The organism is Faecalispora jeddahensis, assembly GCF_000577335.1.
Classification (GTDB): Bacteria; Bacillota; Clostridia; order Oscillospirales; family Acutalibacteraceae; genus Faecalispora; species Faecalispora jeddahensis.
In genome coordinates this window covers 1-23766 of sequence record NZ_CBYL010000010.1, presented here as the reverse complement: position 1 = coordinate 23766, position 23766 = coordinate 1, and the positions used below count along the sequence as shown (strand labels likewise).

23 protein-coding genes and 1 other RNA gene are annotated in these 23766 nt (G+C 52.7%); 14 read left to right on the top strand and 10 right to left on the bottom strand.

Features of this window, described 5'->3' with window-relative positions:
- Positions 1–63 precede the first annotated feature (63 nt).
- Positions 64–951, bottom strand: a complete 888-nt coding sequence (gpr, locus tag TY09_RS05645; protein ID WP_042431849.1) for a GPR endopeptidase — start codon at positions 949–951, stop codon at positions 64–66.
- A gap of 136 nt (positions 952–1087) precedes the next feature.
- Between gpr and rpsT the strand changes: the two genes are divergently transcribed.
- Both rpsT and TY09_RS18575 read left to right on the top strand, forming a co-directional pair.
- Entirely contained in the window at positions 1088–1354 is a 267-nt protein-coding gene (rpsT, locus tag TY09_RS05640) for a 30S ribosomal protein S20 (RefSeq protein WP_020074269.1), read from the top strand.
- A gap of 297 nt (positions 1355–1651) precedes the next feature.
- The gene (locus TY09_RS18575) at positions 1652–1804 is read left to right on the top strand and encodes a hypothetical protein (RefSeq protein ID WP_009060536.1); all 153 of its coding nucleotides are present in this window, start codon (positions 1652–1654) and stop codon (positions 1802–1804) included.
- A 65-nt stretch (positions 1805–1869) separates the two neighbouring features.
- Here the strand turns inward: TY09_RS18575 and spoVAE are convergent, their stop codons facing one another.
- Positions 1870–2226, bottom strand: a complete 357-nt coding sequence (gene spoVAE / locus TY09_RS05635) for a stage V sporulation protein AE (protein WP_009060624.1) — start codon at positions 2224–2226, stop codon at positions 1870–1872.
- A gap of 207 nt (positions 2227–2433) precedes the next feature.
- Between spoVAE and TY09_RS05630 the strand changes: the two genes are divergently transcribed.
- Together TY09_RS05630 and TY09_RS05625 are read left to right on the top strand one after the other, a co-directional pair.
- Positions 2434–3210, top strand: a complete 777-nt coding sequence (locus TY09_RS05630; protein ID WP_042431846.1) for an HAD family hydrolase — start codon at positions 2434–2436, stop codon at positions 3208–3210.
- A gap of 138 nt (positions 3211–3348) precedes the next feature.
- Positions 3349–4017 (top strand): trimeric intracellular cation channel family protein, encoded by a 669-nt coding sequence (locus TY09_RS05625; protein WP_042431844.1) that lies wholly within the window; start codon positions 3349–3351, stop codon positions 4015–4017.
- A gap of 65 nt (positions 4018–4082) precedes the next feature.
- Here TY09_RS05625 and TY09_RS05620 read toward each other — a convergent pair whose 3' ends face one another.
- The 4 genes from TY09_RS05620 to ppdK form a co-directional block, all read right to left on the bottom strand.
- The gene (locus TY09_RS05620; RefSeq protein ID WP_042431842.1) at positions 4083–4538 is read right to left on the bottom strand and encodes a chemotaxis protein CheX; all 456 of its coding nucleotides are present in this window, start codon (positions 4536–4538) and stop codon (positions 4083–4085) included.
- On the bottom strand, positions 4531–4956 hold the full coding sequence (locus TY09_RS05615; protein ID WP_042431840.1) for a bacteriohemerythrin: 426 nt from the start codon (positions 4954–4956) through the stop codon (positions 4531–4533). The genes TY09_RS05620 and TY09_RS05615 overlap by 8 nt, the downstream gene beginning before the upstream one ends.
- Positions 4957–5104: 148 nt before the next feature.
- Positions 5105–6367: a hypothetical protein gene (locus TY09_RS05610; RefSeq protein WP_207739191.1), complete on the bottom strand. Its 1263-nt coding sequence runs from the start codon at positions 6365–6367 to the stop codon at positions 5105–5107.
- Positions 6368–6727: 360 nt separating this feature from the next.
- Positions 6728–9367, bottom strand: coding sequence for a pyruvate, phosphate dikinase (ppdK, locus tag TY09_RS05605; RefSeq protein ID WP_042431834.1), 2640 nt, complete (start codon positions 9365–9367; stop codon positions 6728–6730).
- A gap of 821 nt (positions 9368–10188) precedes the next feature.
- On the opposite strand from ppdK, the gene TY09_RS05600 reads away from it, so the two are divergent.
- The 10 genes from TY09_RS05600 (at position 10189) to TY09_RS05560 (ending at position 21587) form a co-directional block, all read left to right on the top strand.
- Positions 10189–11067 (top strand): hypothetical protein, encoded by an 879-nt coding sequence (locus tag TY09_RS05600; RefSeq protein WP_042431832.1) that lies wholly within the window; start codon positions 10189–10191, stop codon positions 11065–11067.
- A gap of 252 nt (positions 11068–11319) precedes the next feature.
- Complete coding sequence (locus TY09_RS05595) at positions 11320–12354, top strand: sugar phosphate nucleotidyltransferase (RefSeq protein WP_042431830.1); 1035 nt, start codon at positions 11320–11322, stop codon at positions 12352–12354.
- Positions 12355–12427: 73 nt separating this feature from the next.
- Positions 12428–13387, top strand: a complete 960-nt coding sequence (locus TY09_RS05590) for a ribose-phosphate diphosphokinase (RefSeq protein ID WP_009060614.1) — start codon at positions 12428–12430, stop codon at positions 13385–13387.
- Between the two features lie 342 nt (positions 13388–13729).
- Complete coding sequence (gene pth, locus TY09_RS05585; RefSeq protein WP_042431828.1) at positions 13730–14341, top strand: aminoacyl-tRNA hydrolase; 612 nt, start codon at positions 13730–13732, stop codon at positions 14339–14341.
- Positions 14342–14449: 108 nt separating this feature from the next.
- A complete protein-coding gene (gene mfd, locus TY09_RS05580; protein WP_042431826.1) occupies positions 14450–17911 on the top strand; it encodes a transcription-repair coupling factor in 3462 nt (1153 codons plus the stop codon).
- Between the two features lie 195 nt (positions 17912–18106).
- A complete protein-coding gene (locus TY09_RS05575) occupies positions 18107–19177 on the top strand; it encodes a hypothetical protein (protein WP_009060593.1) in 1071 nt (356 codons plus the stop codon).
- A gap of 949 nt (positions 19178–20126) precedes the next feature.
- Positions 20127–20444, top strand: coding sequence for a DUF1292 domain-containing protein (locus tag TY09_RS05570; protein WP_009060691.1), 318 nt, complete (start codon positions 20127–20129; stop codon positions 20442–20444).
- Positions 20445–20509: 65 nt separating this feature from the next.
- A non-coding RNA gene (gene ssrS / locus TY09_RS17855) (6S RNA) lies at positions 20510–20700 on the top strand.
- Between the two features lie 84 nt (positions 20701–20784).
- Entirely contained in the window at positions 20785–21165 is a 381-nt protein-coding gene (locus TY09_RS05565) for a TSUP family transporter (protein WP_275051700.1), read from the top strand.
- Positions 21165–21587, top strand: coding sequence for a sulfite exporter TauE/SafE family protein (locus TY09_RS05560; protein ID WP_042431825.1), 423 nt, complete (start codon positions 21165–21167; stop codon positions 21585–21587). The genes TY09_RS05565 and TY09_RS05560 overlap by 1 nt, the downstream gene beginning before the upstream one ends.
- A gap of 164 nt (positions 21588–21751) precedes the next feature.
- Here the strand turns inward: TY09_RS05560 and TY09_RS05555 are convergent, their stop codons facing one another.
- The 4 genes from TY09_RS05555 to TY09_RS18565 form a co-directional block, all read right to left on the bottom strand.
- Positions 21752–22042 carry a DUF6809 family protein gene (locus tag TY09_RS05555; protein WP_042431824.1) on the bottom strand — a complete coding sequence of 97 codons (291 nt, stop codon included), beginning with the start codon at positions 22040–22042 and terminating at the stop codon, positions 21752–21754.
- 148 nt (positions 22043–22190) lie between these two features.
- Positions 22191–22316 carry a ribbon-helix-helix protein, CopG family gene (locus TY09_RS18790; protein ID WP_242824544.1) on the bottom strand — a complete coding sequence of 42 codons (126 nt, stop codon included), beginning with the start codon at positions 22314–22316 and terminating at the stop codon, positions 22191–22193.
- A 276-nt stretch (positions 22317–22592) separates the two neighbouring features.
- On the bottom strand, positions 22593–22763 hold the full coding sequence (locus TY09_RS18570) for a hypothetical protein (protein WP_187119582.1): 171 nt from the start codon (positions 22761–22763) through the stop codon (positions 22593–22595).
- A 273-nt stretch (positions 22764–23036) separates the two neighbouring features.
- Complete coding sequence (locus TY09_RS18565) at positions 23037–23204, bottom strand: ribbon-helix-helix domain-containing protein (RefSeq protein ID WP_009060616.1); 168 nt, start codon at positions 23202–23204, stop codon at positions 23037–23039.
- Between the last annotated feature and the right edge of the window lie 562 nt (positions 23205–23766).

Sequence of the window (23766 nt, the reverse complement as noted above, 5' to 3'; positions counted from 1 at the left end):
TGCTTCTCCCCAAACAGACTCTATCTATTGGTATGCGTCAACGCTTGGGGATATACCTTTCGCTTACGGTGCGGTCAGCATTGTCAGATCCTCTACAGAAAGGCTTGGATTCAGCGCACGGTTGATTCCCATGGCCAGCATTTGGGCGGCTCTGGATACCAGCAGATCGATCTCTCTGGGCGTGACCACCATGCGCGCGCCGCGCGGCGTCAGCTTTTCTTCGCTCCGCTCTGTGCGGATGCGGTCGCCCCCAAACAAATCGAGCGCCAGTGTTTCCACATCCACCACGGTGGGAACACCGATGCCGATCACCGGCACGCCCATCGTGTGCTGGTCGATGCGCGGGCGCAGGTTTCCCACTCCCTCGCCGGGGGAAATACCGGTATCGCTCAGCTGCACGGTACAGCCAAGTCTGGCCAGACTGCGCGCGGCAAGTGCATCGATCACCACAACTGCGCTAGGATGCAGCTGCTTGCAGATTCCCTGCAAAAACTCCACCGTTTCAAGACCGGTATCGCCCAGCACGCCGGGAGTGATCACCGCTGCGCCGCGCAGGCCGGTCAGCCCTGTTACCCGCGCAAGTTCACCTTTAATATGCCGTGTGGCAAGCACCCGCGCCGTTGTCTGCGGGCCGAGCGCGTCCGGCGTAATCTGCCGGTTGCCAAGCCCCGCCACCAGCACAAGGCCCTCCTCCGGCAGCAGAGCCGAGATTTCCTTGCGCAAAAGCTCCTGACACTCATCCTCCAGATCTACCGTGTCTGAAATCGGGGGCATTTCAAGAGTAACATAATTTCCCATTTCCTTGTTCAGCTGCTTTGCTCCCTCTGGCCCCTCTACCCGGATGCGCGTAATTTTACAGCTGCCGTGCTGCTCCTCGGTCTGTGAAATATCCGGGAACGGATGCGTAATCGTTTCGGTGGCTTCAATCGCCAAATCCGTGCGAAAAATCATTGCATTTTCTCCTCTCTTGTGATATACTCATTAAGTTATTAAGGCTTTGCGAAAAGTAAGAAAAAATTCTTGCATTTTTTCTTTTTTTATGCTAAGATTTCTGTTACATGACAGATGCGACAAAGGAGGTGTGACTATGCCGAATATTAAATCAGCCAAGAAGCGCGTTAAGGTAATCGCGACTAAGACTCTTCAGAACAAAGCGATCAATTCTGCTTTGAAAACAGAGATTAAGAAGGCCAACCTTGCTCTTGAGGCTCAGGCTGAGGACAAGGCGGAGGCTGTTCGTATTGCGATAAAGAAGATTGACCAAGCTGCTGCTAAAGGAATCCTTCACAAAAAAACCGCCGCCAGAAGGAAGTCTGCCCTTGCCCGCAAGCTGAACACAACCAGTGCGTCCTGATGCAGGTTGTTTTCTAAATCTTTGTATTGAAAAGCAGAGCTTTGTGCTCTGCTTTTTTTACTTTCAGAATACCGTTTTTCACATTCGTCCGCTTCCCTTGTGATTCGAATCCATCACAAACCGTGAAGGATGATTGGATTTTTTCCTGCTTCGGCCGGGAAGAGAGTGGTATTTTTTACTTTTTCATTACAGATTGCGTGTGAATTGACTTTTGCGTGATTTTTGGGTATCATAAAGACAAACAGATGAATTGAATGAACACAGGGAAGCTTAATTTGTTTTTGGAGGCGTTTTGTAATGAGGAAAAACAATACGTTGGCACTGATCCTTGGAATTGTTTCCGCTGCCGTTGCGGTAGCTGCTATCGTCACGACCACGCTTCTGTTCCTTGAAAAGAAGAAAAAGGACGAAGAAGAGCTGGAGCATTATTTGGATTACTCCATCCAGTAAGTGAAAGCAAAAAATCGGGCAGGGTAACAGGAGCTTTTGTTCCCGTTCCTGCCCGTTTTGTTTTGTTACGACTTATCGCCCGGCTTTGCAATGAGCGCCGCAAGGTAACCGAAGAATACTGCGGCCGCGATTCCCGCAGCGCTGGAGGTAACGCCGCCCATCAGCGCGCCAAGCAGGCCATGCTCGCGCACCGCTTCTTCCGTCCCCTTGGCCATCGCGTAGCCAAACCCGGACAGCGGCACTGTGGCCCCGGCACCGGCGAACTGCACCAGCGGCTCGTACAAGCCAACCGCCGTTAAAATGACGCCGAGCGTGACAAACATCACCAAAATCCGGGCGGGGGTCAGCTTTGTTCTGTCGATCAATATCTGACCGACCACGCAGATCAGACCGCCTACCACAAAAGCCTTGATATATTCCATGGATTCAGATCCTTTCCGATTTTTCAAGGTCTATTGTTTCCGCCGCGCCCTGCAATTATGTATCGCGAAGCAGCCGAACAAGCCCTCTGCCGAAAGCAGCGTTTTCTTGCCGCCTTTTCTACGGAGAACAATCGATGCTGTTTTTCTGGCGGTATAATGATAACGGCGCGATAAAATTCACCGTAAGGAGTGATTCCACTGAAAAAAATGATTTTTTTTGACATAGACGGAACCCTGCTTGCCTCCGGCAAAGAGGGATATTTTGTGCCGGACGGAACACTGCAGGCCATTGAGCTTGCAAAGCAAAACGGGCACGGGGTGGCCATCTGCTCCGGTCGGCAGGAACCGTTCATCCGAAAGATGTTCGGGGACTTTTTTACAAGTTACATTGCGATGAACGGCACCCATGTGGTATACGAGGGAGAAACGATTCTGCAAAAATTCTTCCCACCCGAGCGCGTGCTTGAAATCATGGAGCATTTCGATTCATTCGGCGTTTCCTATAATTTTGTCGGCATGCGCCACGGCTGGGGCCGGAATTTAACCCCTGAAATGACCGCGCTTTTGAATCGGGTTTACAATCTGGGGGATTACATCGTCACCGACTGGGAACCGGAGCAGGTACAGGCCGGCGCTGTGGACTGCATCTTTACCGATCAGGGTCACTATGAGAGGTGCCGACCGGCGTTTACCGGTTCGATGGTGCTGAATCTGCACCCAGGCGGCCACTCGGGCGATCTGTCCTTCCCAAATCAAGACAAAGCCGAGGCCATCCGCTTTTTCTGCCAGCATACCGGAATTGAACTGAAAGATACGGTGGCCTTCGGCGACGGCACGAACGACGTGACCATGCTGAAAACCGTAGGGGTCGGCGTGGCCATGGAAAACGGTGTGCCCGAAGCCAAAGCCGTTGCCGATTATATAACGGATTCCATGCTCTGCGGCGGAATTGAAAAAGGCCTGCGGCATCTGGGCCTGATTTGACCAAAGTACGCGTCCCGCGAATCAAACGATTTTGCGGCTGCGCGGCTTTCCTGACGTCTGGGGAAGGAACACTGCTTTCAATTAACGCATAACATAGCGATCAGACGGATACGCCGCCTGCGCTGAGGGGGAAACGATATGCCAACCGCTCTTTTGCTTGTGTTTGAAGTCATCGGCACAGTGGCTTTCGCGATTTCGGGCGCCATTATTGCCATGCAGCACAAGCTGGATTATTTTGGGATTTTTTTGCTGTCCGTCACCACTTCGATCGGCGGCGGCGTTTTGCGCGATATCATTCTAGGGGTGTCTCCCCCCGTCGGACTGGTGAATCCCATTTACTTAATCGTTGCATCGATCACTACATTCCTTCTGCTGGCGCTCGGCCGCTTCCGCCGGTTTGTGAGCGGCGGAAGCCCCATTTACACCTGGAGCTACTATATCTCTGATGCCCTGGGCCTGGCGGTATTCACCGTAATCGGTGTGGACGCAGCGATTTCTGCCGGGTATGAAAAAGAAGCCTTCCTGTGCATCTTTGTCGCTATGCTCACCGGCGTGGGCGGCGGCATGATCCGCGACATACTGGTACAGCGGATTCCCGTGATCCTGCGGCGCGAAATTTATGCTCTGGCCTCTGTGGCGGGCGGACTGCTGTATTACTTAGCCCGGACACAGGTCCCGCAGTCTGTCGCCGTACTGCTCAGTGTACTCCTTACGGTGAGTATCCGGATGTTGAGCCTGTACTTCAATATACACATTCCTTCTATTGCGTCACAGGAAGACCAAGAGAAGCCGAACACATCCGAATAACATAAAAACAGCACCCTGAGCCGGTTCGTATCCCCGGCTCAGGGTGCTTTGTTCTGTATATGTTGTTATTTGCTCTGCAGGCGAACCTCAAGGCCGACGCTGCCGATCTCGGTATTGATCTTCGTGTTGGAATCCACCGGATAAGCACATACGCCCTCTTCGCTTTTAATGACCTTCGGCGGAAGAATATCGCAGGTGACATTCTTTTCCGACAAAGCGATCATTGCCTTGCCGCTGATGATATTGGAAATCTCACCGATCGCAGAGGTGACAAAGTCGTCTACCTCGTTCACTTCCATCCCACCGGTCATGATGCGCACCATTTCAAGCATCGTTTCTTTCGGGAACGTGTACAGAATATCCCCCGTTAAATCGCCGGTCACGCCGATGGAAATAGACAGGTTGCCGCAGGCATCCTCCCCGGGCGCAATGGCGCTTTCCGAAATCTTCTGCAGATCGAGCATCAGCTCGAACACCTCGCGGGTTGCTTCAAAAAAAGAAAGGTGCAGTGTGTTATTCATGAGCTTCCTGCTCCTTCCTTTTGGCAAAATTCGCGATCTTCTGATCCTCAGAGGCCACGTGGTTGATCAGCCAGGCCAACAGACGCCCCGCGAACTGCTGCATCAGCTGCTCCTGATAGCCATTTTCCTCATATTGGCGCGAAACGTCCAGCACATAGGCCACCATCTCCTGATGCAGCTTTCTGTGCGACGGCAGCTCAGGATACCCCAGCTCGCGCTGCAGGTTTTCCTCATCGCGAAAATGTGTAACCACATAATCCTTCATAAAATCCAAGGTCTGATTGACCCGTTCGGTCTTTTGCTCCCATGGAACCGGCTTTCTGACGATCTCAACAAAATCGGTCACACGCCGAAACAGCTCCTGATGCTGCTCGTCGATCAGCGGAACCCCAAGCATATATTTTTCTTTCCAGAGCATGGTAACTCCCCTTTCGCTCAACACATTCGCGGTAATTCGACTTTTTCCGCAGAATTTACTAGATTATACCATATTGTGTATCCAAAAGAAAACCCCGCCCGGGACGCCGAAACAATAAAATGTTCCGACATTCCGGGCGGGGAAGAGTTTATGCAAGAATTTTTTTCGACGCCATCTGTGCGGCCAGACTTGGAACGATCTTTTGCGGAGTCTTCTCTTCCGCTTTTTTCTGCGCCGGCGCTTTCATTGTGGGGTCCGGCAGAATCAAAGGCTTCTGCAAATCGCACGCATCGTTCCACTGCTGAACAGAAACAGAGGCTGCGGCCATGTACCACTTTTTCTGCGGCAGACGGTACGAGATCATCATGCGCAGCGTGTCGCCGTCCGCGTATACGGTGCTGCGGTACAGCCAGGTTTTATGCAGGATCACCGGGTTGTCGCTCGGGTAGAACGGCACACCCTTCGTAAAATGGATTCCGTCGGTGGATTTGGACAAGAACAGCGCGAAAGAATAATCCCTCTGCCGAATGCCTGTCTGGAGCAGATAATAAACGCTCTGATAGTGGATCATATCCTGATGCCACGGCAGGTATCCTTCCGGCAGCTCGATGGAGCATTGCTGCGGATCACTCCACGTCGCTCCGTCAACGCTTTCCGCATGCATCAGCCGTTTTTGAGCTGTGGTATACCAGAACTCATACTTTTTATCCTCATAGTTGACGGCAAGGCTGATCAGGCCCTTGTTGGATTTCTGCATCAACTGCGGCACGGACCAGTTCAGACCGTCTTTGCTGACGGTGCGGTAATAATAATCCGTGCTGGAGTCCGCACGATTCGTCTTTGGATTTCCTTTATTATAGCGGTACCACATCTCCATTTTATTGCCGCACATCACCAGGTGGGAATCGGAATAGTGCGCGCCGATCTTCACATCGGAGGGAACTCCTGTAATCGGGTTTTTCAGCCCGGCGGGCATTACCCAAGTTTTCCCGTCATTTGAGGTGACAATGCAGGGGTTTTCATAATCATCATTTCCAAAAGGGTACGGTGTAACAGACATCCAGTATTCATACCCGTTCCAGCGCTTGGGGAAATACAGAATTTTGGGATGCGTGGCCTGATTATATCCGTCATACGTGGGAACAGCGGCGAGATCGTACATTTTTTGAAGGGTCAAAAAAGACGTGCTGAAGCTTCCGCGATCCACCAGGGGCTTTTTTGCGGGCTTTGCGGCAAAGCGCTTCCCTATGCTTTGACCGGCCGGCTTTACCACGGTCTGCGGGGCTTCCTGCGCATTGGATACCTCGGTCACTCCCACTGATTTTTGATTCGGAGAACAGCCTGTCGTCATTGACACAAAAGTGCAAAATGCGACAAGTGTTACAGCCAAACAACGACGGATATTCGTCATATCTGAACACCTTCTTCCCGGTATTAACAAAGCTGCTTGTATAATATGACGATATATTACGGGAACAAAAATGAAAAGTCAATGAGAATAACGGAACTGTAATCATTCTGGCAAATCGCGGGTAAGCGACTGGAAAAGGATGGCGTTTCCCTATTTTATTCCAAAAAGCACATTTGGCGCCTTCACGTATCCTGCCCTTTTTGACGCGGATTTTTGGTTCTGCGCAAAGGAAAAAACAGGGCGCGTACCCTAAAAGCCGAAGCTTCTGAGGCACACACCCTGTTCGTTGATTTTACGGATGCGGAGTAATGCAAGAGTCACTGGCGCCGCAAAGGCGCTGCTGACCGCATTTTTTTATTTTTATTTCGCAGCGGCTCTCTTTTCCTTGATCGCAGCCTGAGCAGCAGCCAGGCGAGCGATCGGAACACGGAAGGGGGAGCAGGAAACATAGTCGAGACCGGTGCGGTGGCAGAATTCCACAGACGTGGGATCGCCGCCGTGCTCGCCGCAAATGCCGACATGCAGGTGCGGGTTTGCCGCGCGCCCTTTCTCGGTCGCCATTTCCACGAGCTTGCCAACGCCCTTCTGGTCGATATGGGCAAAGGGATCGGACTCGTAAATCTTATTCTCGTAGTAGTAATCGAGGAACTTACCGGCGTCATCACGGCTGAAGCCGAAGGTCATCTGGGTCAAATCGTTGGTACCGAAGCTGAAGAAGTCCGCTTCCTTCGCGATCTCGTCCGCGGTCAGAGCGGCACGGGGAATCTCGATCATGGTGCCGACCTCATACTTCATCGAAATGCCGGACTCCGCGATGAGCTTATCCGCGGTGGAGGTAACGACATCCTTTACGAACTTGAGCTCTTTGACCTCGCCGACGAGCGGGATCATGATCTCGGGAACGATGTTGATGTTCTTCTTGCGGGAAATATTGATCGCCGCGGTGATCACAGCGGTGGTCTGCATCTCTGCGATTTCCGGATAGGAAACCGTCAGGCGGCATCCGCGGTGGCCCATCATCGGGTTGAACTCGTGCAGGCTCGCGATAACCTCTTTGAGCTCTTCAACAGTCAGGCCAAGCTCCTCGGAAATCTCTTTGATATCCTCTTCCTTGGTGGGCAGGAACTCATGCAGAGGCGGGTCGATGAAGCGGATGACGACCGGCAGCTCTTCCATCACGTCGAAAATGCCCTCAAAGTCGCTCTGCTGGTAGGGCAGAAGCTTTGCCAGCGCCTTGCGGCGGGCATCCGTGGTTTTGGCAACGATCATCTCGCGCATCGCCTTGATGCGGTCGCCCTCAAAGAACATGTGCTCGGTACGGCACAGGCCGATGCCCTGCGCGCCGAACGCCTTGCCCTGAGCTGCGTCGTGGGGGGTATCGGCATTGGTGTAAACCTGCAGACGGCGTACCTGATCCGCCCAGTGCATATATTTGTCAAAGTCGCCGGAGATGGAGGCTTCCACGGTGGGCATCGCCTGGCCGTAGATGCTGCCGGTGCTGCCGTCGATGGAGATATAGTCGCCCTCGCGGATGGTCTGGCCGCCCAAGGTGAAGTATTTCTCTGCCTCGTGCATGGCGATCTCACCGCAGCCAGATACGCAGCAGGTTCCCATGCCGCGCGCAACAACCGCCGCGTGAGAGGTCATGCCGCCGCGAACGGTCAGAATGCCCTGTGCAACTGCCATACCCTCAATATCCTCAGGGGAGGTTTCCAGACGAACGAGAACAACTTTTTCGCCCTTGTCGCTCCACGCCTTGGCGTCTTCGGCGCTGAACACCACACGGCCGCAGGCCGCTCCGGGGGATGCTGCCAGGCCCTTGCCGATCGCCTGAGCCTTCTTCAGCTCGGCGGGATCAAACTGGGGATGCAGCAGCGAATCGAGCTGCTTGGGCTCTACGCGCAAAACCGCTTCTTCGGTGCTGATCTTGCCCTCTTCCACCAGGTCTACGGCGATTTTCAGAGCAGCGGCCGCGGTGCGCTTGCCGTTTCTGGTCTGCAGCATATACAGCTTGCCGTTTTCAATGGTGAACTCCATGTCCTGCATGTCGGTGTAGTGGTCTTCCAGACGCTGAGCAGTCTCTGCGAACTGGGTGTAAACCTCGGGCAGAGTGTCCTTCAGGTGGTCGATCGGCTCGGGAGTGCGGATACCGGCCACAACGTCTTCGCCCTGTGCGTTGATCAGGTACTCACCGAACAGCTTGCGCTCGCCGGTAGCAGGGTTGCGGGTGAACGCAACGCCGGTGCCGGAGGTATTGCCCATGTTGCCGAACACCATGGACTGCACGTTGACCGCGGTGCCCCAGTCATACGGAATTTCGTTGATGCGGCGGTATACGTTCGCACGGGGGTTGTCCCAGGAACGGAACACGGCCTTTACAGCTTCCATCAGCTGTACGCGGGGCTCAGTGGGGAAATCGGTTCCCTTTCTCTCGCGGTACAAAGCCTTAAAGCGAACGACCAGGTCCTTCATGTCCTCGGTGTCGAGCTCGGTGTCCTGCTTGACACCCTTCTCTTCCTTCTTCGCGTCGATCACGCGCTCAAAGTCGCTCTTTGGGATCTCCATCACAACGTCGGAGAACATCTGGATGAATCGGCGGTAGGAGTCGTAAGCAAAGCGGGGATTGCTGGTCAGTGCGGCCAGACCCTCCACCACGGTATCATTGAGACCCAGGTTGAGAATGGTATCCATCATGCCGGGCATGGAAGCACGGGCGCCGGAACGCACGGAAACCAACAGCGGGTTTTTGACATCGCCGAATTTTTTGCCGCAGATTTCTTCCATCTTGGCCAAATATTCAGAAATCTGCCCCTGAATTTCCTCATTGATCTGTCTTCCGTCATTATAATACTGGGTGCAGGCTTCCGTTGTAATCGTAAAACCCTGCGGTACGGGCATTCCCAGTACCGTCATTTCTGCCAGGTTGGCTCCTTTGCCGCCCAGCAGGTTTTTCATGCTGCCGTTTCCTTCCGAAAACAGGTACACATACTTATGACTCATTCTTCTACCTCCTATAATTTTAAGGAATCTATTGAACCAGTTATCCTTTGTTAGGATAAACGATTGGACATCTATTGTGGATTATATCAAAATCATCATTAAAAATCCATCCTATTTTACATATAATATAATAATTTTTTATGAAGATTCTTCCTTGTTTGATCGCTGGAAAAGCCCGAAATCATGGGATTAGTAATTCTTTCACAAATATTTCGTCACAGAATTATCAATAATTACAAGTTCCCCTCCATTACGCACTGTGCGGTCACACTTTTTCTGTAGGTTTCTCATTAAATGAGAAAAAAGTGATCGAATCTATTGCAGGTGAACAGAATGGTATGGTATAATTTGGAAACTAAATACCCAGATAAAGCTCGGTACAAGAACAAGAAAGAGCATTCCCCGCTCTTTCTGTAGTAATACGGGGCCACCGTCTTCATCCACAACGGATTCGGAAACCGTACAGTGAAATTCTGCAACCGGTCCCCACTTTTCGTGCCCCTGTTGGAGTACCGATTGCAGCAATATTTGCTTACAGTTGTTTTTCAAGACGCTTGTGACGTGAAAAAATTTTCGTTTCACTGCGTCCTTTTTTTATTTTCAGCGGGCAGAAAACACCCGACCCGCTGACCTACCTATCACAGAAGCAATTCATTCGCTGCAAATTGATTTTTATGAAAGGAGGCTCGCACAGCGGTATCTTACATACGGCGGCCTTTCAAATCTCTTTGATTCGCTGAACAGCAGCCTGTACGCCGCAAAAATTCCGGCAGATGGATTGTACTGAAATAAACAATAGAAAAATAAGAGGTGGAATCTACATGAAAAAAAGAATTTTAACAGCATTTTTAGCAACTGCCATGGCGGTAAGCGTTTCTACAACCGCATTCGCAGCAACGGCTGTACCGGGTTATGTCGGTGGATTTTTGGGTACGGACAGCGTCAAACAGACCAATTATGAATACGGTACTTTTTCAGCCTCTTCCGTAACCGCTCAGAAAACGGAGACTTTGCCGTTTGTGGAAGCGGTTCCTCAAATGACCGGTGAAGGCGACCTCATCTTTGTTGATGTTGTCAAGCAGAAGGAAATCTCTTACGCCGTCGTTCCTGTTGGAGCCGTTCTTTCGGTTGCTCCTGCTGCCGGATATCAGTTTGCAGGGTCTACCCACACAACCGTGAATTATTTCGCCAAGAACAGCGGCGGCGCTTTTGCAGAGGAACAGGATTATATTTCCCTGCAGAACGGCGGAACCTCTTACACGATTCCCGCCGCATCCGCCGGAAAACTAATCGCTATTCAGACCAGCGTGGTAAACTCTACGGGTGAAAACCCCGAAACCTTCTACGCTTATTTCTATGTAGATTCCTCCGCTCCCGTTTCGTCCTCTCAGGTGACCGGCACAACCCAGCCCACCACCACACCGGTTGTGGCCCCTGCTGCGACTGGTACCTACAAGAGCGATACCGGCAAGCACCTGAACATAAAAGCCAACGGCGTTTACCAGTTCAAGATTACTTCTCTCAACGGCAAGCAGCCCACCTTTAACGTGGCGGGCAGCTCTTTTAAAGTCACTTTTAACGGCAAGCGCGGCAACGACTATCTGTACCTGGTAAAGGCGGTCGGAAAAGCCGGCCAGTATGGCGGCGTATACATCAACGGCGAAAAGACTGCCAGCACCACCATTTCCATCGTAAAATAATGGTACTGTCAAAATGAAATATTAGAGGAATTTCATCTGCCCGAAACAGCGGAATTCCTCTCTGTGAAATCTGCACTTTGCTTTAAAAGAAGTAAAGTGCAGATTTTCTCTAAAAAGAGAATAGAAATCGTCTTTTTTCTAACGCAATAGAAACAATCTTTTAACAAAACAACAAAATAGGTCTTGAAAAATTTTGATGATATGCGATAATAATACCGTATGATTATTTGCGAAACTGACGGAGGATTCACTATGGAAAACTGTGCCATTATCCTTGCGGCGGGTGAGGGAAAGCGGATGAAGTCCCAAGGGCCCAAGGTATTGTGTCAGGTTTTGTTCAAGCCCATGCTCGAGTGGGTGATCGACGCTGTGGAAGGCGCCGGAGTTTCAAACGTATGCGTCGTAACCGGGCACCTGCACAGCGAAGTGGAATCCTTTTTGGATGGCTTAGCCAAAACAAAGCAGCGTACCGCTCCTTTTGAGCATGTGTTTCAGGCGGAGCAGAAAGGCACCGCGCACGCCGTTATGATGGCGGAGCAGTTCCTGCGCAGCCACAGCGGCGCAAACGTACTGATATTGAGCGGCGACGCGCCGTTTCTTGACCCCGAAACCATCCGCTCTGCTCTGGCGGAGCATATGGAAAAAGGACAGGCCGTTACGGTGATTTCCGCAGAGCCGACCGACCCGTTCGGGTACGGACGCATCGTGCGCGACAGCAAAACGGGTGCTTTACGTGCCATTGTAGAAGAAAAAGAAGCCGACGCGCCGACAAAGCGGATTCGGGAGATCAACTCGGGGGCTTACTGGTTCCGGGTAGACAGTCTGCTTTCGGTGCTGCACGATATCCAAAATAAGAACAGCACGGGCGAGTATTATCTGCCCGATGCGATACGGCTGCTCCTTTCGCGTGACCAGCGCGCCGGCGCATTTTTAACCGGTGACAGCAATGTCGTGCTGGGCGCGAATGACCGAAAACAGCTTTCTGAACTGAACTCGATCGCCAAACAGAATGTTTTACTGCGTTTGATGGCTGATGGAGTCGATATTCCCTGCCCGGACGGCATTCTCATCGGGCCCGACGTAACCGTGGGACCCGATACCAAAATTCTGCCCGGCAGCATTTTGACCGGCCGCACCTGCATCGGCGCGGGCTGCATCGTCGGCCCCAACGCTCTGCTGGAGGACACCACCGCCGGAGACCGCTGCGTGCTGCAAAATGTGCAGTGCCGCGGCATTACCCTGAAAGACGAACAAACGCCTGACCCATTCACCACTCTGCGCGCCTAAAGCGCGTACTGATACACTAACGTCTATAAACCGCCGCCGTTTGGCGGCCAAACTGTTTAGGGGGATTTTTTCAATGAATTTTCATGGTAAGGATATCAAGATTTTCGCGGCGAACGCAAGCCCGCAAGTCGCCCGGCAAATTGCAGATTGCCTTAGCCTGCCCATGGGGAAATCAGAGGTTTCTACCTTTAGCGACGGGGAAATTGCCATGTCGTTGTTTGAATCTGTTCGCGGCTCGGACTGTTTTATTGTGCAGTCGACCTGCGCGCCGGTAAACAACAACATCATGGAGCTGCTCATCATGATCGACGCGATGAAGCGTGCTTCGGCCGCCCGTATCACCGCGGTTATTCCGTACTTCGGCTATGCCCGCCAGGACCGTAAGGCCAAGGCCCGCGACCCGATTTCCGCAAAGCTGGTGGCTGATCTGATCACCACCGCCGGAGCCGACCGGATCCTTACCATGGATCTGCACGCACCTCAGATTCAGGGCTTCTTCAACATTCCCGTGGATCACCTGCTGGGCGCTCCGATTCTCTCTTCTTTCCTGAAAGACAGAGTGGGCAACAACAGCGATGATTATGTCGTGGTTTCCCCCGACCTCGGCTCTGTTACCCGTGCCCGCAATTTTGCCGCCCGCATCGGCAGCCCGCTGGCGATTATCGACAAGCGCCGCCAGAAAGCCAATGTGTCCGAAGTCATGAACATCATCGGCGACGTTCGCGGCAAAAAAGTCATTCTGGTAGACGACATGATCGATACTGCCGGCACTCTGTGCAACGCCGCCACCGCTCTGGTGGAAGTCGGCGGAGCGATCGAAGTGACCGCCTGCGCAACACACGGCGTGCTTTCCGGCCCTGCGGTGGAGCGCATCAAGAACAGCTGTATTTCGGAGCTGATCCTGCTGGATACCGTTCCGGTACCGGAAGAGAAGCGTCTGCCGAACTTTACGATTCTGCCGGTGGCTCCCCTGTTTGCAGAAGCCATCGAGCGCATTTACGAAGACAAGCCGGTTTCCCCCATGTTTGTGTGATTCTGCACAAACGGAATGCCGGATGCGGGGCAGGGGTACCTCTGCCCCATTTTTGATACAAAGCTGATTCAGGGCGGGACGGAATTTTTTCCGTCCCGCCGAGCCTGAATCTGCAGGCCGCTGAAACTGTAAGGCGGTAAACACGGCAGAGGCAGAAACATCCTTGTTTGGACGCGACTGACCTTTGCGGAGCGAAAACCGCCCTGCGGGCATACAGCGGCGCAGAAAGCAAAATGGTTTGATTATATTACGGTTGCACTACTTTTCGGCGGTCTGGCGGGGCGGAATCTTTCCGTCCCGCCATAAGCCTTTTCCAGAATTTCTTCCAGCAGAGGTGTCATCATGCTTAAATCGATCTTTTCCCGGCCCGCGGTCATTCCCGGCCCCGTACAGGCAATCATTGTCGGCCTTGGCAACCCCGGGCGGCAGTACGAGCAGACCCGGCATAACACCGGCTTTATGGTGCTGGATCGCCTGGCCGAAACGCTGGGCGTGAAAATCGACCGCCTGAAATTCAAAGGCCTGTGCGCAGAAGCGACGTTCGGCGGAAAAAAGGTGCTGCTTTTGAAGCCCTCCACCTTTATGAACCTGAGCGGACAAAGCGTGATCGAGGCCATGCGCTTTTATAAGCTTCCCCCTGAGCAGGTGATCATCGTATTCGACGATATTTCGCTCGCGCCGGGCCACCTGCGCATTCGCCGCAAGGGCAGCGACGGCGGGCAGAACGGAATGAAGAATATCATCTACCTTTCGGGCAGCGACGCGTTCCCGCGCGTGAAAATCGGCATCGGCGCCAAGCCGAACCCCGAGTGGAACTTGGCAGACTGGGTGCTTTCCACCTTTTCTGCGCAGGAGGCGAAAAACCTGAGCGAGGCTATTGACCACGCGATTCAGGCACTCGAACTGATGGTGCAGGGAAAAACCGATGAGGCCATGAACCGGTTTAATTCCTGAAACCGTTCGCTCCGCCGCAAAATCCGACCGACTTTTCCTGTTTGGTTTCGTATTCTGAATAAGGAAGCGAATCCGGATGATCTTTTTCCGTAATGCAAGGAGCTTTCCATGAAATTTCTCACCACCGCCGTCAGCGCGCTGAAGGAATTCTCCGCGCTGGATCAGGCTGTAAAATCCAAGTCGCTCCCGGCAGCCGTCACAGGGCTTTCGGGGATCCACAAGGCCAATATCATCTATTCGCTCTGCGCCCTGAACGGACGCAGAGCCTTTGTTGCTGCCTCCGAAGAATCGGAAGCGCAGCGCCTTTTCGACGACCTGACCGCCATGGGCATGCGCCCCGCACTGTATCCCCTGCGCGATTTCAACTTCCGCGATACACAGGGCAGCTCGCACGAATACGAGCATCAGCGCCTGCACGCCCTCTCGTGCTACCTGACCGGCGGCTGTGACTGCGTGATCTTCTGCATGGATGCCGCCCTCCAGTATACACTGCCGCCCGAAGAGCTGCGGCGGCGCACCGTTACGCTGCGCACCGCCCAGCAGATCACGCCGGATGCGGTCGTGAGCATTCTGGTCTCGTGCGGATATGAGCGCGCCGACCAGATCGAGGGTACCGGTCAGTTTGCGCTGCGCGGCGGCATTCTCGACTTTTTCACGCCCGACGCGGAGCATCCCGTGCGCGTGGAATTCTGGGGTGACGAGATCGACACGCTGTCGTTCTTTGACCGTGAAACGCAGCGCCGCACCTCCTCCATTGACGAGATCACGATCGCCCCTTCGGTAGAAGCACTGATCGAACATCCGGCCATACTGGCGGAAAAAATCCGACGCCACGCCGCGACCCTGCGCGGCAAAACAGCGGCCGCCGCCCGCGAGATTCTGGAGGCCGAGGCCGACAAGCTCTCTGCCGGGGCCATGCTGGGCTGCGCGGATAAATTTATTCCCTTTCTTTATGACAAGCCTGCCACCGTATTTGATTATGCGGACGAAAACACCCTGCTGTTTGTTTCAGAGCCGGTCAAAAACAAGGAAAAGGTCCGCACTTCGCTATGGCAGTGGGGCGAGGATCTAAAGGACTACCTTTCCCACGGCATTTTGTGCCGCGGGCTCGACACCTACAGCGAAGACTGGCAGTACGCGCTGGAGCAATTTATTTCTCTCGGCGCGATCTATCTGGATGCTTTTGCGCGCGGCAGCTACGAAACCCCGGTACGCGTGCTGGAAAATATGAACGTGCGCCAGAATTCGGTATGGAGCGGCAGCATGCAGCTTTTGACCGAGGACGTGCAGGCGATGCTACACAACCACTGGTGCTGCGTGGTTCTGGCCGGAAGTGAACGCGCGGCGCAGAACACCGCCGCCGACCTGCAGAATCAGGGCGTGAATGCCGTGTATCTTGCCGACCCGCAGCAGCTTTCGCCCGGGCAGGTCATCGTGACGGAAGGGGGCCTTTCCGCCGGTATGGAATACCCCGGCGCTCATTTTGGGCTCATCACCCACGGGCGTCTGCTCTCTCAGCGCAAACAGAGCCGCAGCAAGCGCTCGAAAAACAGCCAGGAGATCTACAGCCTTTCCGACCTGAATCCCGGCGACTATGTGGTGCATTCCGCACACGGTATCGGCGTGTTCGAGGGCATCCACAAAATCAGCATGCAGGGCATCGTCAAGGACTACCTCAAGCTGCGCTACGCCAAAAACGACACGCTGTATGTGCCGGTAACGCAGCTCGATCTGGTATCGAAATACATCGGCCCGCGGGAGGACGCACAGGTGCGCCTGCACCGTTTGGGCGGCTCCGACTGGCAGAAGACCAAGGCGCGTGTCCGCTCCGCCGTAAAAGACATGGCCAAGGAGCTGATCAAGCTCTACGCACAGCGTATGAACGCCAGGGGCCACGCATTCGCCGCGGATACGGAATGGCAGCACGACTTTGAATCCCACTTTGAATTTGAGGAGACAGAGGATCAGCTGCGCTGTATTGAAGAAATCAAGGTCGACATGGAACGGGAATCCCCCATGGACCGCCTGCTGTGCGGCGACGTGGGCTTCGGCAAAACGGAGGTGGCCCTGCGCGCCGCGTTCAAGTGCGTCAGCGACTCCAAACAGTGCGCCATGCTGGTACCCACTACAATCCTTGCGTGGCAGCATTACCAAACGATCATCAAGAGGATGGAGGGTTTCCCCGTACGGGTGGAGCTTCTGTCCCGCTTCCGCTCGCCCAAACAGCAAGAGGAAATTTTAAGCCGTCTCAAACGCGGCGAGGTGGATTTTGTGGTGGGCACACACCGGCTGGTTTCGAAGGATGTGCGCTTCCGCGATCTGGGGCTGGTCATCATCGACGAGGAGCAGCGCTTCGGCGTGGCCCAGAAAGAAAAGCTCAAAGAGCTTTGCAAGAACGTGGATGTGCTGACGCTCTCCGCGACTCCCATCCCCCGCACGCTGAATATGGCGCTTTCGGGCATCCGCGATATGTCTGTGATTGAGGAGGCCCCGCATGACCGCCACCCGGTGCAGACGTATGTGCTCGAGCACGACAACGGCATTCTGGCGGACGCCATCCGCCGTGAGCTGCGGCGCGGCGGCCAGGTGTATTACCTGCATAACGACATCGGCACCATCGACCGTGTCAGCGCCACACTGCAGGCCCTGATCCCCGAAGCGCGCATCGGCATCGGCCACGGCAAAATGAGCGAGAACGAGCTCTCCGAGGTCTGGCGCCGTCTGGTCGATCAGGAAATCGACGTACTGGTCTGCACCACGATCATTGAAACCGGCGTGGATGTGCCGAACGCGAACACACTCATTATCGACAATGCCGACCGCATGGGCCTTTCGCAACTGCACCAGCTGCGCGGGCGTGTGGGGCGTTCGTCGCGCCGCGCCTACGCTTACCTGACTTTTACCCGGAATAAGGTACTTTCTGAAATTGCACAGAAGCGCCTTTCGGCCATCCGCGAGTTCACCGAGTTCGGTTCCGGCTTTAAAATCGCAATGCGCGATCTTGAGATCCGCGGCGCGGGCAACATCCTCGGCGGTGAGCAGCACGGCCATATGGAAGCCGTCGGCTACGACCTGTATTTAAAGCTGCTCGGGGAAGCCGTGAGCCAGGAAAAGGGCGAAGCGCCGCCTCCGGGAGAATGTTTGGTGGATTTGCAGATCGAGGCGCATATTCCGGAGGAATATATCGAAAACTTAAACCAAAGGCTGGAAATCTACCGCCGCATCGCGGATATTCGCGGCGACGACGACGCAAGCGACGTGCTCGACGAGCTGATCGACCGTTTTGGCGAGCCGCCGATCTCTGTTCGCGGGTTGATCGATGTAGCGCTGCTGCGCAACACGGCGGCCTCTCTGGGCGTGTACGAGATCAAGCAGCAGGGCCCAACGCTGTTGCTGTTTGTGGAGCATGTGGATATGAAGCGCATTTCCTCCATGATCAGCGCACTGCGCTCGCGCGTGATGCTCAGTGCGGGCTCGAAGCCATATATCAGCGTCCGCGAGACCAAGGGAGCGTCTCCGCTCGAAACCCTGCGGGAAGCTCTTCGCGCCATGCAGGACACAAAGGACTGATGCTCCAGCTGGATGAGATTTCCATCAATGACTGGACAAAGGCTTTTTCTGCGTGTATAGTTTATAGTAATATCACTTTAAGATGCCCTAAAATGGAAGATTTTTCTTCTTTTCCCTGCTCGCAGCGGAGAAGGAAATCGCTTTTAAAGTGTTATTGATTACAGCCATGAATTTCAAGAAATCGGAGTGTGACGTATGAATTTTCTGAAAAGACTGACGGCATCTCTTCTTTGCGTTGCGATGCTGACAGGCATGACGGCCTGCTCGGGACCGGACAAGACCTGGGCAGCCAAAACAAATGAGAAAACCCTCCCCATCGGCGTATATATCTATTATGAATATCTGGCCTACCAGAACGCTTCCACCAAGGTGGAGGATTCCACAAAGCCGGTTCTGGAGCAGAAGATCGAAGATACCGACGCAACCCAGTGGATCAAGAAGAAAGCGCTGGATTACACCAAGCTGCTGTTCGTCATTGATAATAAGATGAAAGAGCTGAAGCTTTCGCTGACCGACGCGGAGACCAAAGAGATTGACAGCACGGCGACCAGCCAGTGGTCCTCTTACAAAGACACGCTGGAGGGCTACGGCATCTCGAAGGAATCCTTCTCGATGGCCACTGCGGAATTCAACACAAAATCTTCCAAGGTATTCGAGGCGATCTATGGAGCGAAAGGCTCCAAGGCTGTCAGCGATGCCGACCTGAAGACGTATTTTGAAAAGAATTATACCGATTTTTCCTATGTGATGATCCCGCTGTACAACCCCACCACGTATGCCGCGCTGGATGAAAAGACCGAGAAGGAGTACAAGCAGTTCCTCGACGATCAGGCCGCGGCTCTGAACAAGGGCAGCACCACCTTCGACGCGGTTTCCACCGCGGTGCAGAAGAAGCTGAGCCTCGACTACGCTCCCTCCCAGAACGTAACAACGCTGCTCAACGAGGAATCCGGCTATCCCACCGATCTGATTTCCCTGATTAACGGCATGAAGGCCGGCGAAGCCAAGACCATTACGCTTTCCACCGTGAGCGCCGCGTTGCTCGTCGTGAAAAACGACGTGACGAAAAAGACTGCAACACAGATTTCGAACGCGAGCACCCGTTCCGAAGTCCTGGGCAACATGAAGCATCAGGAATTCGAGGATGAGATGACGAAGCTTGCCGAGGAATCCAAGGATATCACTGTCAACGACAAGGCAATTGATTCGTACCAGCCCACCATGTTCGTTCAGAAAGACACCGGCAGCTCTTCCACCGCCGGCTGATTGATCGAAATAATAAAAACAGCAAAAGGCTTCCCTCCAATGAGGGAAGCCTTTTTTGAAAGCTTTTATCGGAATCGCATCTGCGGGGGACGCTAAAAGCACAAACTGCTTTTAAAAAAATCTGGGCATTAAAAAACTCCAGTAATTCAGAAGGGCTGTGACGGAATCGTCACAGCCCTCTTATGGCAAACTATAAAAATTCTACTTCGCTTTGCACCGCTACGATTTCAAACGCATTGGTCCGAATCTTATCACACCAACAAATACGTCGTACTGCAATACCTTCAGTTCTATTGGGAATCACTTTCCGTTAACTACATGCCCTGTAACAATTATTTCTGGAATAAAACCCTTTAAAGAAAGGTACCCTAAGGGAACATTGGAAACACATTACCCACTACTGAAAGGTTTTTCGGGAGCCAAATATGGAACACGGGAGCACTTCCACGTGATTCCCAGGGGCCATCCCGCCGGATCGGTTCCAAGCACTTGATAACCGAATTCGCGGTGACTGACGTTACCTGATATTTAGGACTCAACCCTTTCTGTTTGAATGATGCGCACGAACTTTGCATCCCAGGCAGTCTAAGCCCAACAGACCGACCGGCTGGTGCTGCGTTTCTTCTTGTACCATTGGACTCACCCCTTTCAAACGAATGTTGATCCCAGGCGTCACTTCCGTAAAGCCCCTTATGCAGCCATTTTTGTGGCGGCACCTGAAGCTTTTTATCAGAACAAAACCGCCGAAGCTGTTTTTTCTGATCCGCCTGCTACCAATATCCTTTCCCTTTGCAACTATATTATACCATTGATTCAGTAAATGTCAATAGTTTTTTCTATTTTTTCGTATAAATTATGTTGTTTTTATTTCAAAGAAATTTTTTATTGACTTCGCCATGGAACAACGGTACAATAATGATACCTTTTAACAGAATAAGGAGATGACAATATGAACGAAGAATTCGGCCCAGATGTTCTGACTCTGGTGGATGACGAAGGAAACGAGCATGAATTTGAAGTGCTGGACGTAATCGACAACGAAGACGGCTGCTTCTATGCTCTGCTACCCACCTTTGAAAACCCGCAGGACAGCGTGGAATCTGAAGGCACTTACTATATTTTCGAAGCAATCGAACAAGACGGCGAGCAGCAGCTGGCCGAAGTGGAGGACGAGGAACTGTTGGATAAGCTGGCAGAGCTCTTTGAAAGCCGCTTCGACGAACTGTATGACGAAGAGGAAGATATTTCTGACGAAAGCGACGAATAATTTCTTTAACAGAATTATTTTTCGTGATTTTCTGTTATACTAATGCTTGCAGGAACAAGAAAGTGTTCTTCCTGCCTGGTGCGTGGACCGATGCAAATTAACCCTACAATGTTTGAATCGGGAGCCCGGCTCCGGCGGCGGATTGCAGACCTCCCGGCCTTTGGTCGGAAGAAGGGAGCATGAAAGCGTTGGGAGGGCACCCACCTGCTGTTAAGTAGCAGGTTTTTTTCGCTCGTTACGGCCAGGCGGGCCATTTATAACAAGAATCAGCCCTTGCAGCATTTTTGCTGCAGGGGCGTTTTTGTTTTAGATACCGGATTCTGCGTGTTTTTCACTCCTTTTGGGACAGAATAAGCCGCAAAGGAGTGTCGGTATGAAACGAACCTTTCGCGTGCTGGGCGGCTTTCTGGCGGGCGTGGCAAACGGCCTTCTGGGTGCGGGCGGCGGCATGGTGATCGTGCCCATGCTGAGAAAATCGGGTCTGCCTGTCGTAAAAAGCCACGCAACCTCCGTAGCGGTGATTTTGCCGATCTGCGTGCTGAGCGCCGGGCTGTACTTATTTCGCGGCAGCGTGACGATCGGGCAGTCTCTGCCGTATCTGCCCTGGATGCTGGCCGGCTCTGTCATCGGCTCGTGGGCGCTGCCCCGGCTGAACAGAATGCTGCTGCGCCGCCTGTTCGGCGCGCTGATGCTGTGGGCCGCATGGAGGATGCTGTTCTGATGGAATGGATATGGATGGCCTTGGCCGGATTGATTTCGGGCATTCTGGGCTCTATGGGAATGGGCGGCGGCGGCGTGCTCATTATTTATTTGACACTAATTGCCGGACTGGATCAGCGTGCCGCACAGGGAATCAATCTGATTCTGTTTATCCCCTGCGCCGTGCTGGCCCTGTTTTCTTATGTGCGCAAGGGGCTGATCGATTTCCGCACCGCACTGTCGGCAGCGGCGGCGGGCCTTGTCGGCGCGCTGGGCGGCGTTTTTCTTTCGGGCTGGCTGGACGTTGTCTGGCTGCGGCGGATTTTCGGTGTGATGCTGCTTTTCATCGGCGTGCGGGAGTTGTTTGCAAAAAAGCCCCCGCCCAGGGAAGAAAAAGGAGAAGAAGAGAAAGAGAAATGCGGCAATCAAAGTGCTGAAAAATAGTCTCTCTTTTTTGTTGTCTCTATTGAATCATATTCAGCCGGAACCCCGGTTATGAAAAATCCCTCCCAGACTTGCTCCGGGAGGGATTTTACTGTTTTGGTTACAGGGCGTTCCGCACAGACATAATTGCCGTTCCGGGCGGAACGCCTTTTATGTTCATCCGCTTATCCGTTTTGAAACAAATCCTCCATCCCGACAAAGGCTTCGGCCGCCATGGTGAGCCCCAGCCGATAGCCATAAACCAGATTGCCGACTGCCGTGAGCTTGTTCAGTTCTTTCTGGGTCCCTATATAATTTTCAAACAGTCTTTTGTCCTCTTCGTTTAGCCTTGCAAGAAGGTGTTCCTCATTCAGGGACAGTACCCGCATGACCTCTTCGTATTCGGAATCGTACCGGAAAGAGCGTACCTCCGGCGATAGGTTGCCGTAGGCGAATTCTTCTAAAATGCTGGTCATACAATTCATCCTTTCCTTATCGTTTCCAACAGATCCCTTGAAAGGACTGACTGCGCATGTTATACTATTTACGCCGCATGTGCTTTCGGGCATCTGTTGGTTTGGGGGAAGTGGCGTCTTGCTTTGTCGGGTGAAGCGCCGCTTCCTTTCATTTTTGTTCAGGATTACTCAGTTTCGCATATACAACATCAATGCCTTCTCGGATAATCTCTGAACGTGACTTCCCGCTAACCTTACAACAATAGTCAAGCCTTTCCAGTTCTGCTGTTGTCATTTTTGTTTCCACTCGCATTTGTCTGGGGTTATCGGAATGGGGTCTGCCTGTTTTCGGACTCAATTGATCACCTCACTTTTTATCCGTATGTAAATTATATTATCGTACGGATAAAAAGTCAATAGGGTTATGATAATTTCTATATGGATCGTTTTCAACAGTGCCTTGAAAGGAATGACAGCGCATGTTATACTATTTACGCCGCATGTGCTTTCGGGCATCTGTTGCTTTGGGGGAAGTGGCGTCTTGCTTTGTCGAGTTGAGCGCCGCTTCCTTTCATTTTTTATTGAGAGCATCAATACCGTCACGTAATCCTTGTGGACGCGAAACGCCTTTTTGTTTGCAATACTCATCGAGTAAACGCAATTCTGCTTCGGTCAGGCGTACATCAACACGTAAGGTCTTGGGATTATCTGAAACCGGTCGCCCTCTTGCTTTTTTTGGCATGCCAGCCTCCTTTCTTTGCCAATAATATCCTCACAATTAAGTGCCGCCAAAAAGTCAAGTGTTAAATTTCCACCAATAAATATATTCAACGATCTGCGGTACGTCATTGTAAGCAGTTCTTCTAAAATGCTGGTCATACATCATCATGGTCTCTAACAGTGCCTTGAAAAGACTGACTGCGCATGTTATACTATTTACGCCACATGTGCTTTCGGGCATCTGTTGGCTGGAGGAAGTGGCGTAAATCCTTACCGACGGAGCGCCGCTTCCTTTCTATTTTTCTTTGAGCGATTTGATCCCGTCCCGAATGGCCTCAGGCCGTTTCTTTCCTGTTCGCTTGCAATAATCATCCAGTATTTTAGCATCATTTTCACTAATACGAATGTCCAGGCGAATTGGCTTTGGTTCATCGGTGGGCCGCCCCATTTTTTTAGTCGGCACACACCCCCTCCTTTCTACCGACAAAAGTATTGTATATTTTTTACCGACAAAAGTCAAGACTGTTTGAAAGCGAATGAAAACTTTTTAGCGGAATTTCTCCCGCATATAGATTCTGCTTATGCAGGCCTGCCCCTCGTGCCGGGGCGGGCACTTACTTTCGTGAAAGGACGAAAGTAAGCAAAGGCTCGCCAAAGGACACCTTTGGAATCCGTTTTGGGGAACAAGTTCTGGAATGCAACGCCAAAAGCTACTGAAAAGGCGCTCCAATGAAAATGCCCACTCTCCTATCAACAGCAAATCAAAAGTTTAGTTCTTTCGTCCGTCGGCGGTCATTTTCAGAGCGCTCTCGTTGGCTCGCAGTTTTGGGAATGCGGCTTCGCTGCATTTTTTTGTTGGCTCGAGAGCGCTTTTCATATCATTTGCAGACGTGAAAGCTTCCCTTACGCACTTGCTTCACGCGCAGGCTATGCCTGTGCGTGAAACAGAACCAGAGCGGGAGCTTCTCCCTGTTTCCAAAGGCAGCGCCTTTGGTCGTTGAGAGGGGGTTCCAAGGGGGAGAGGG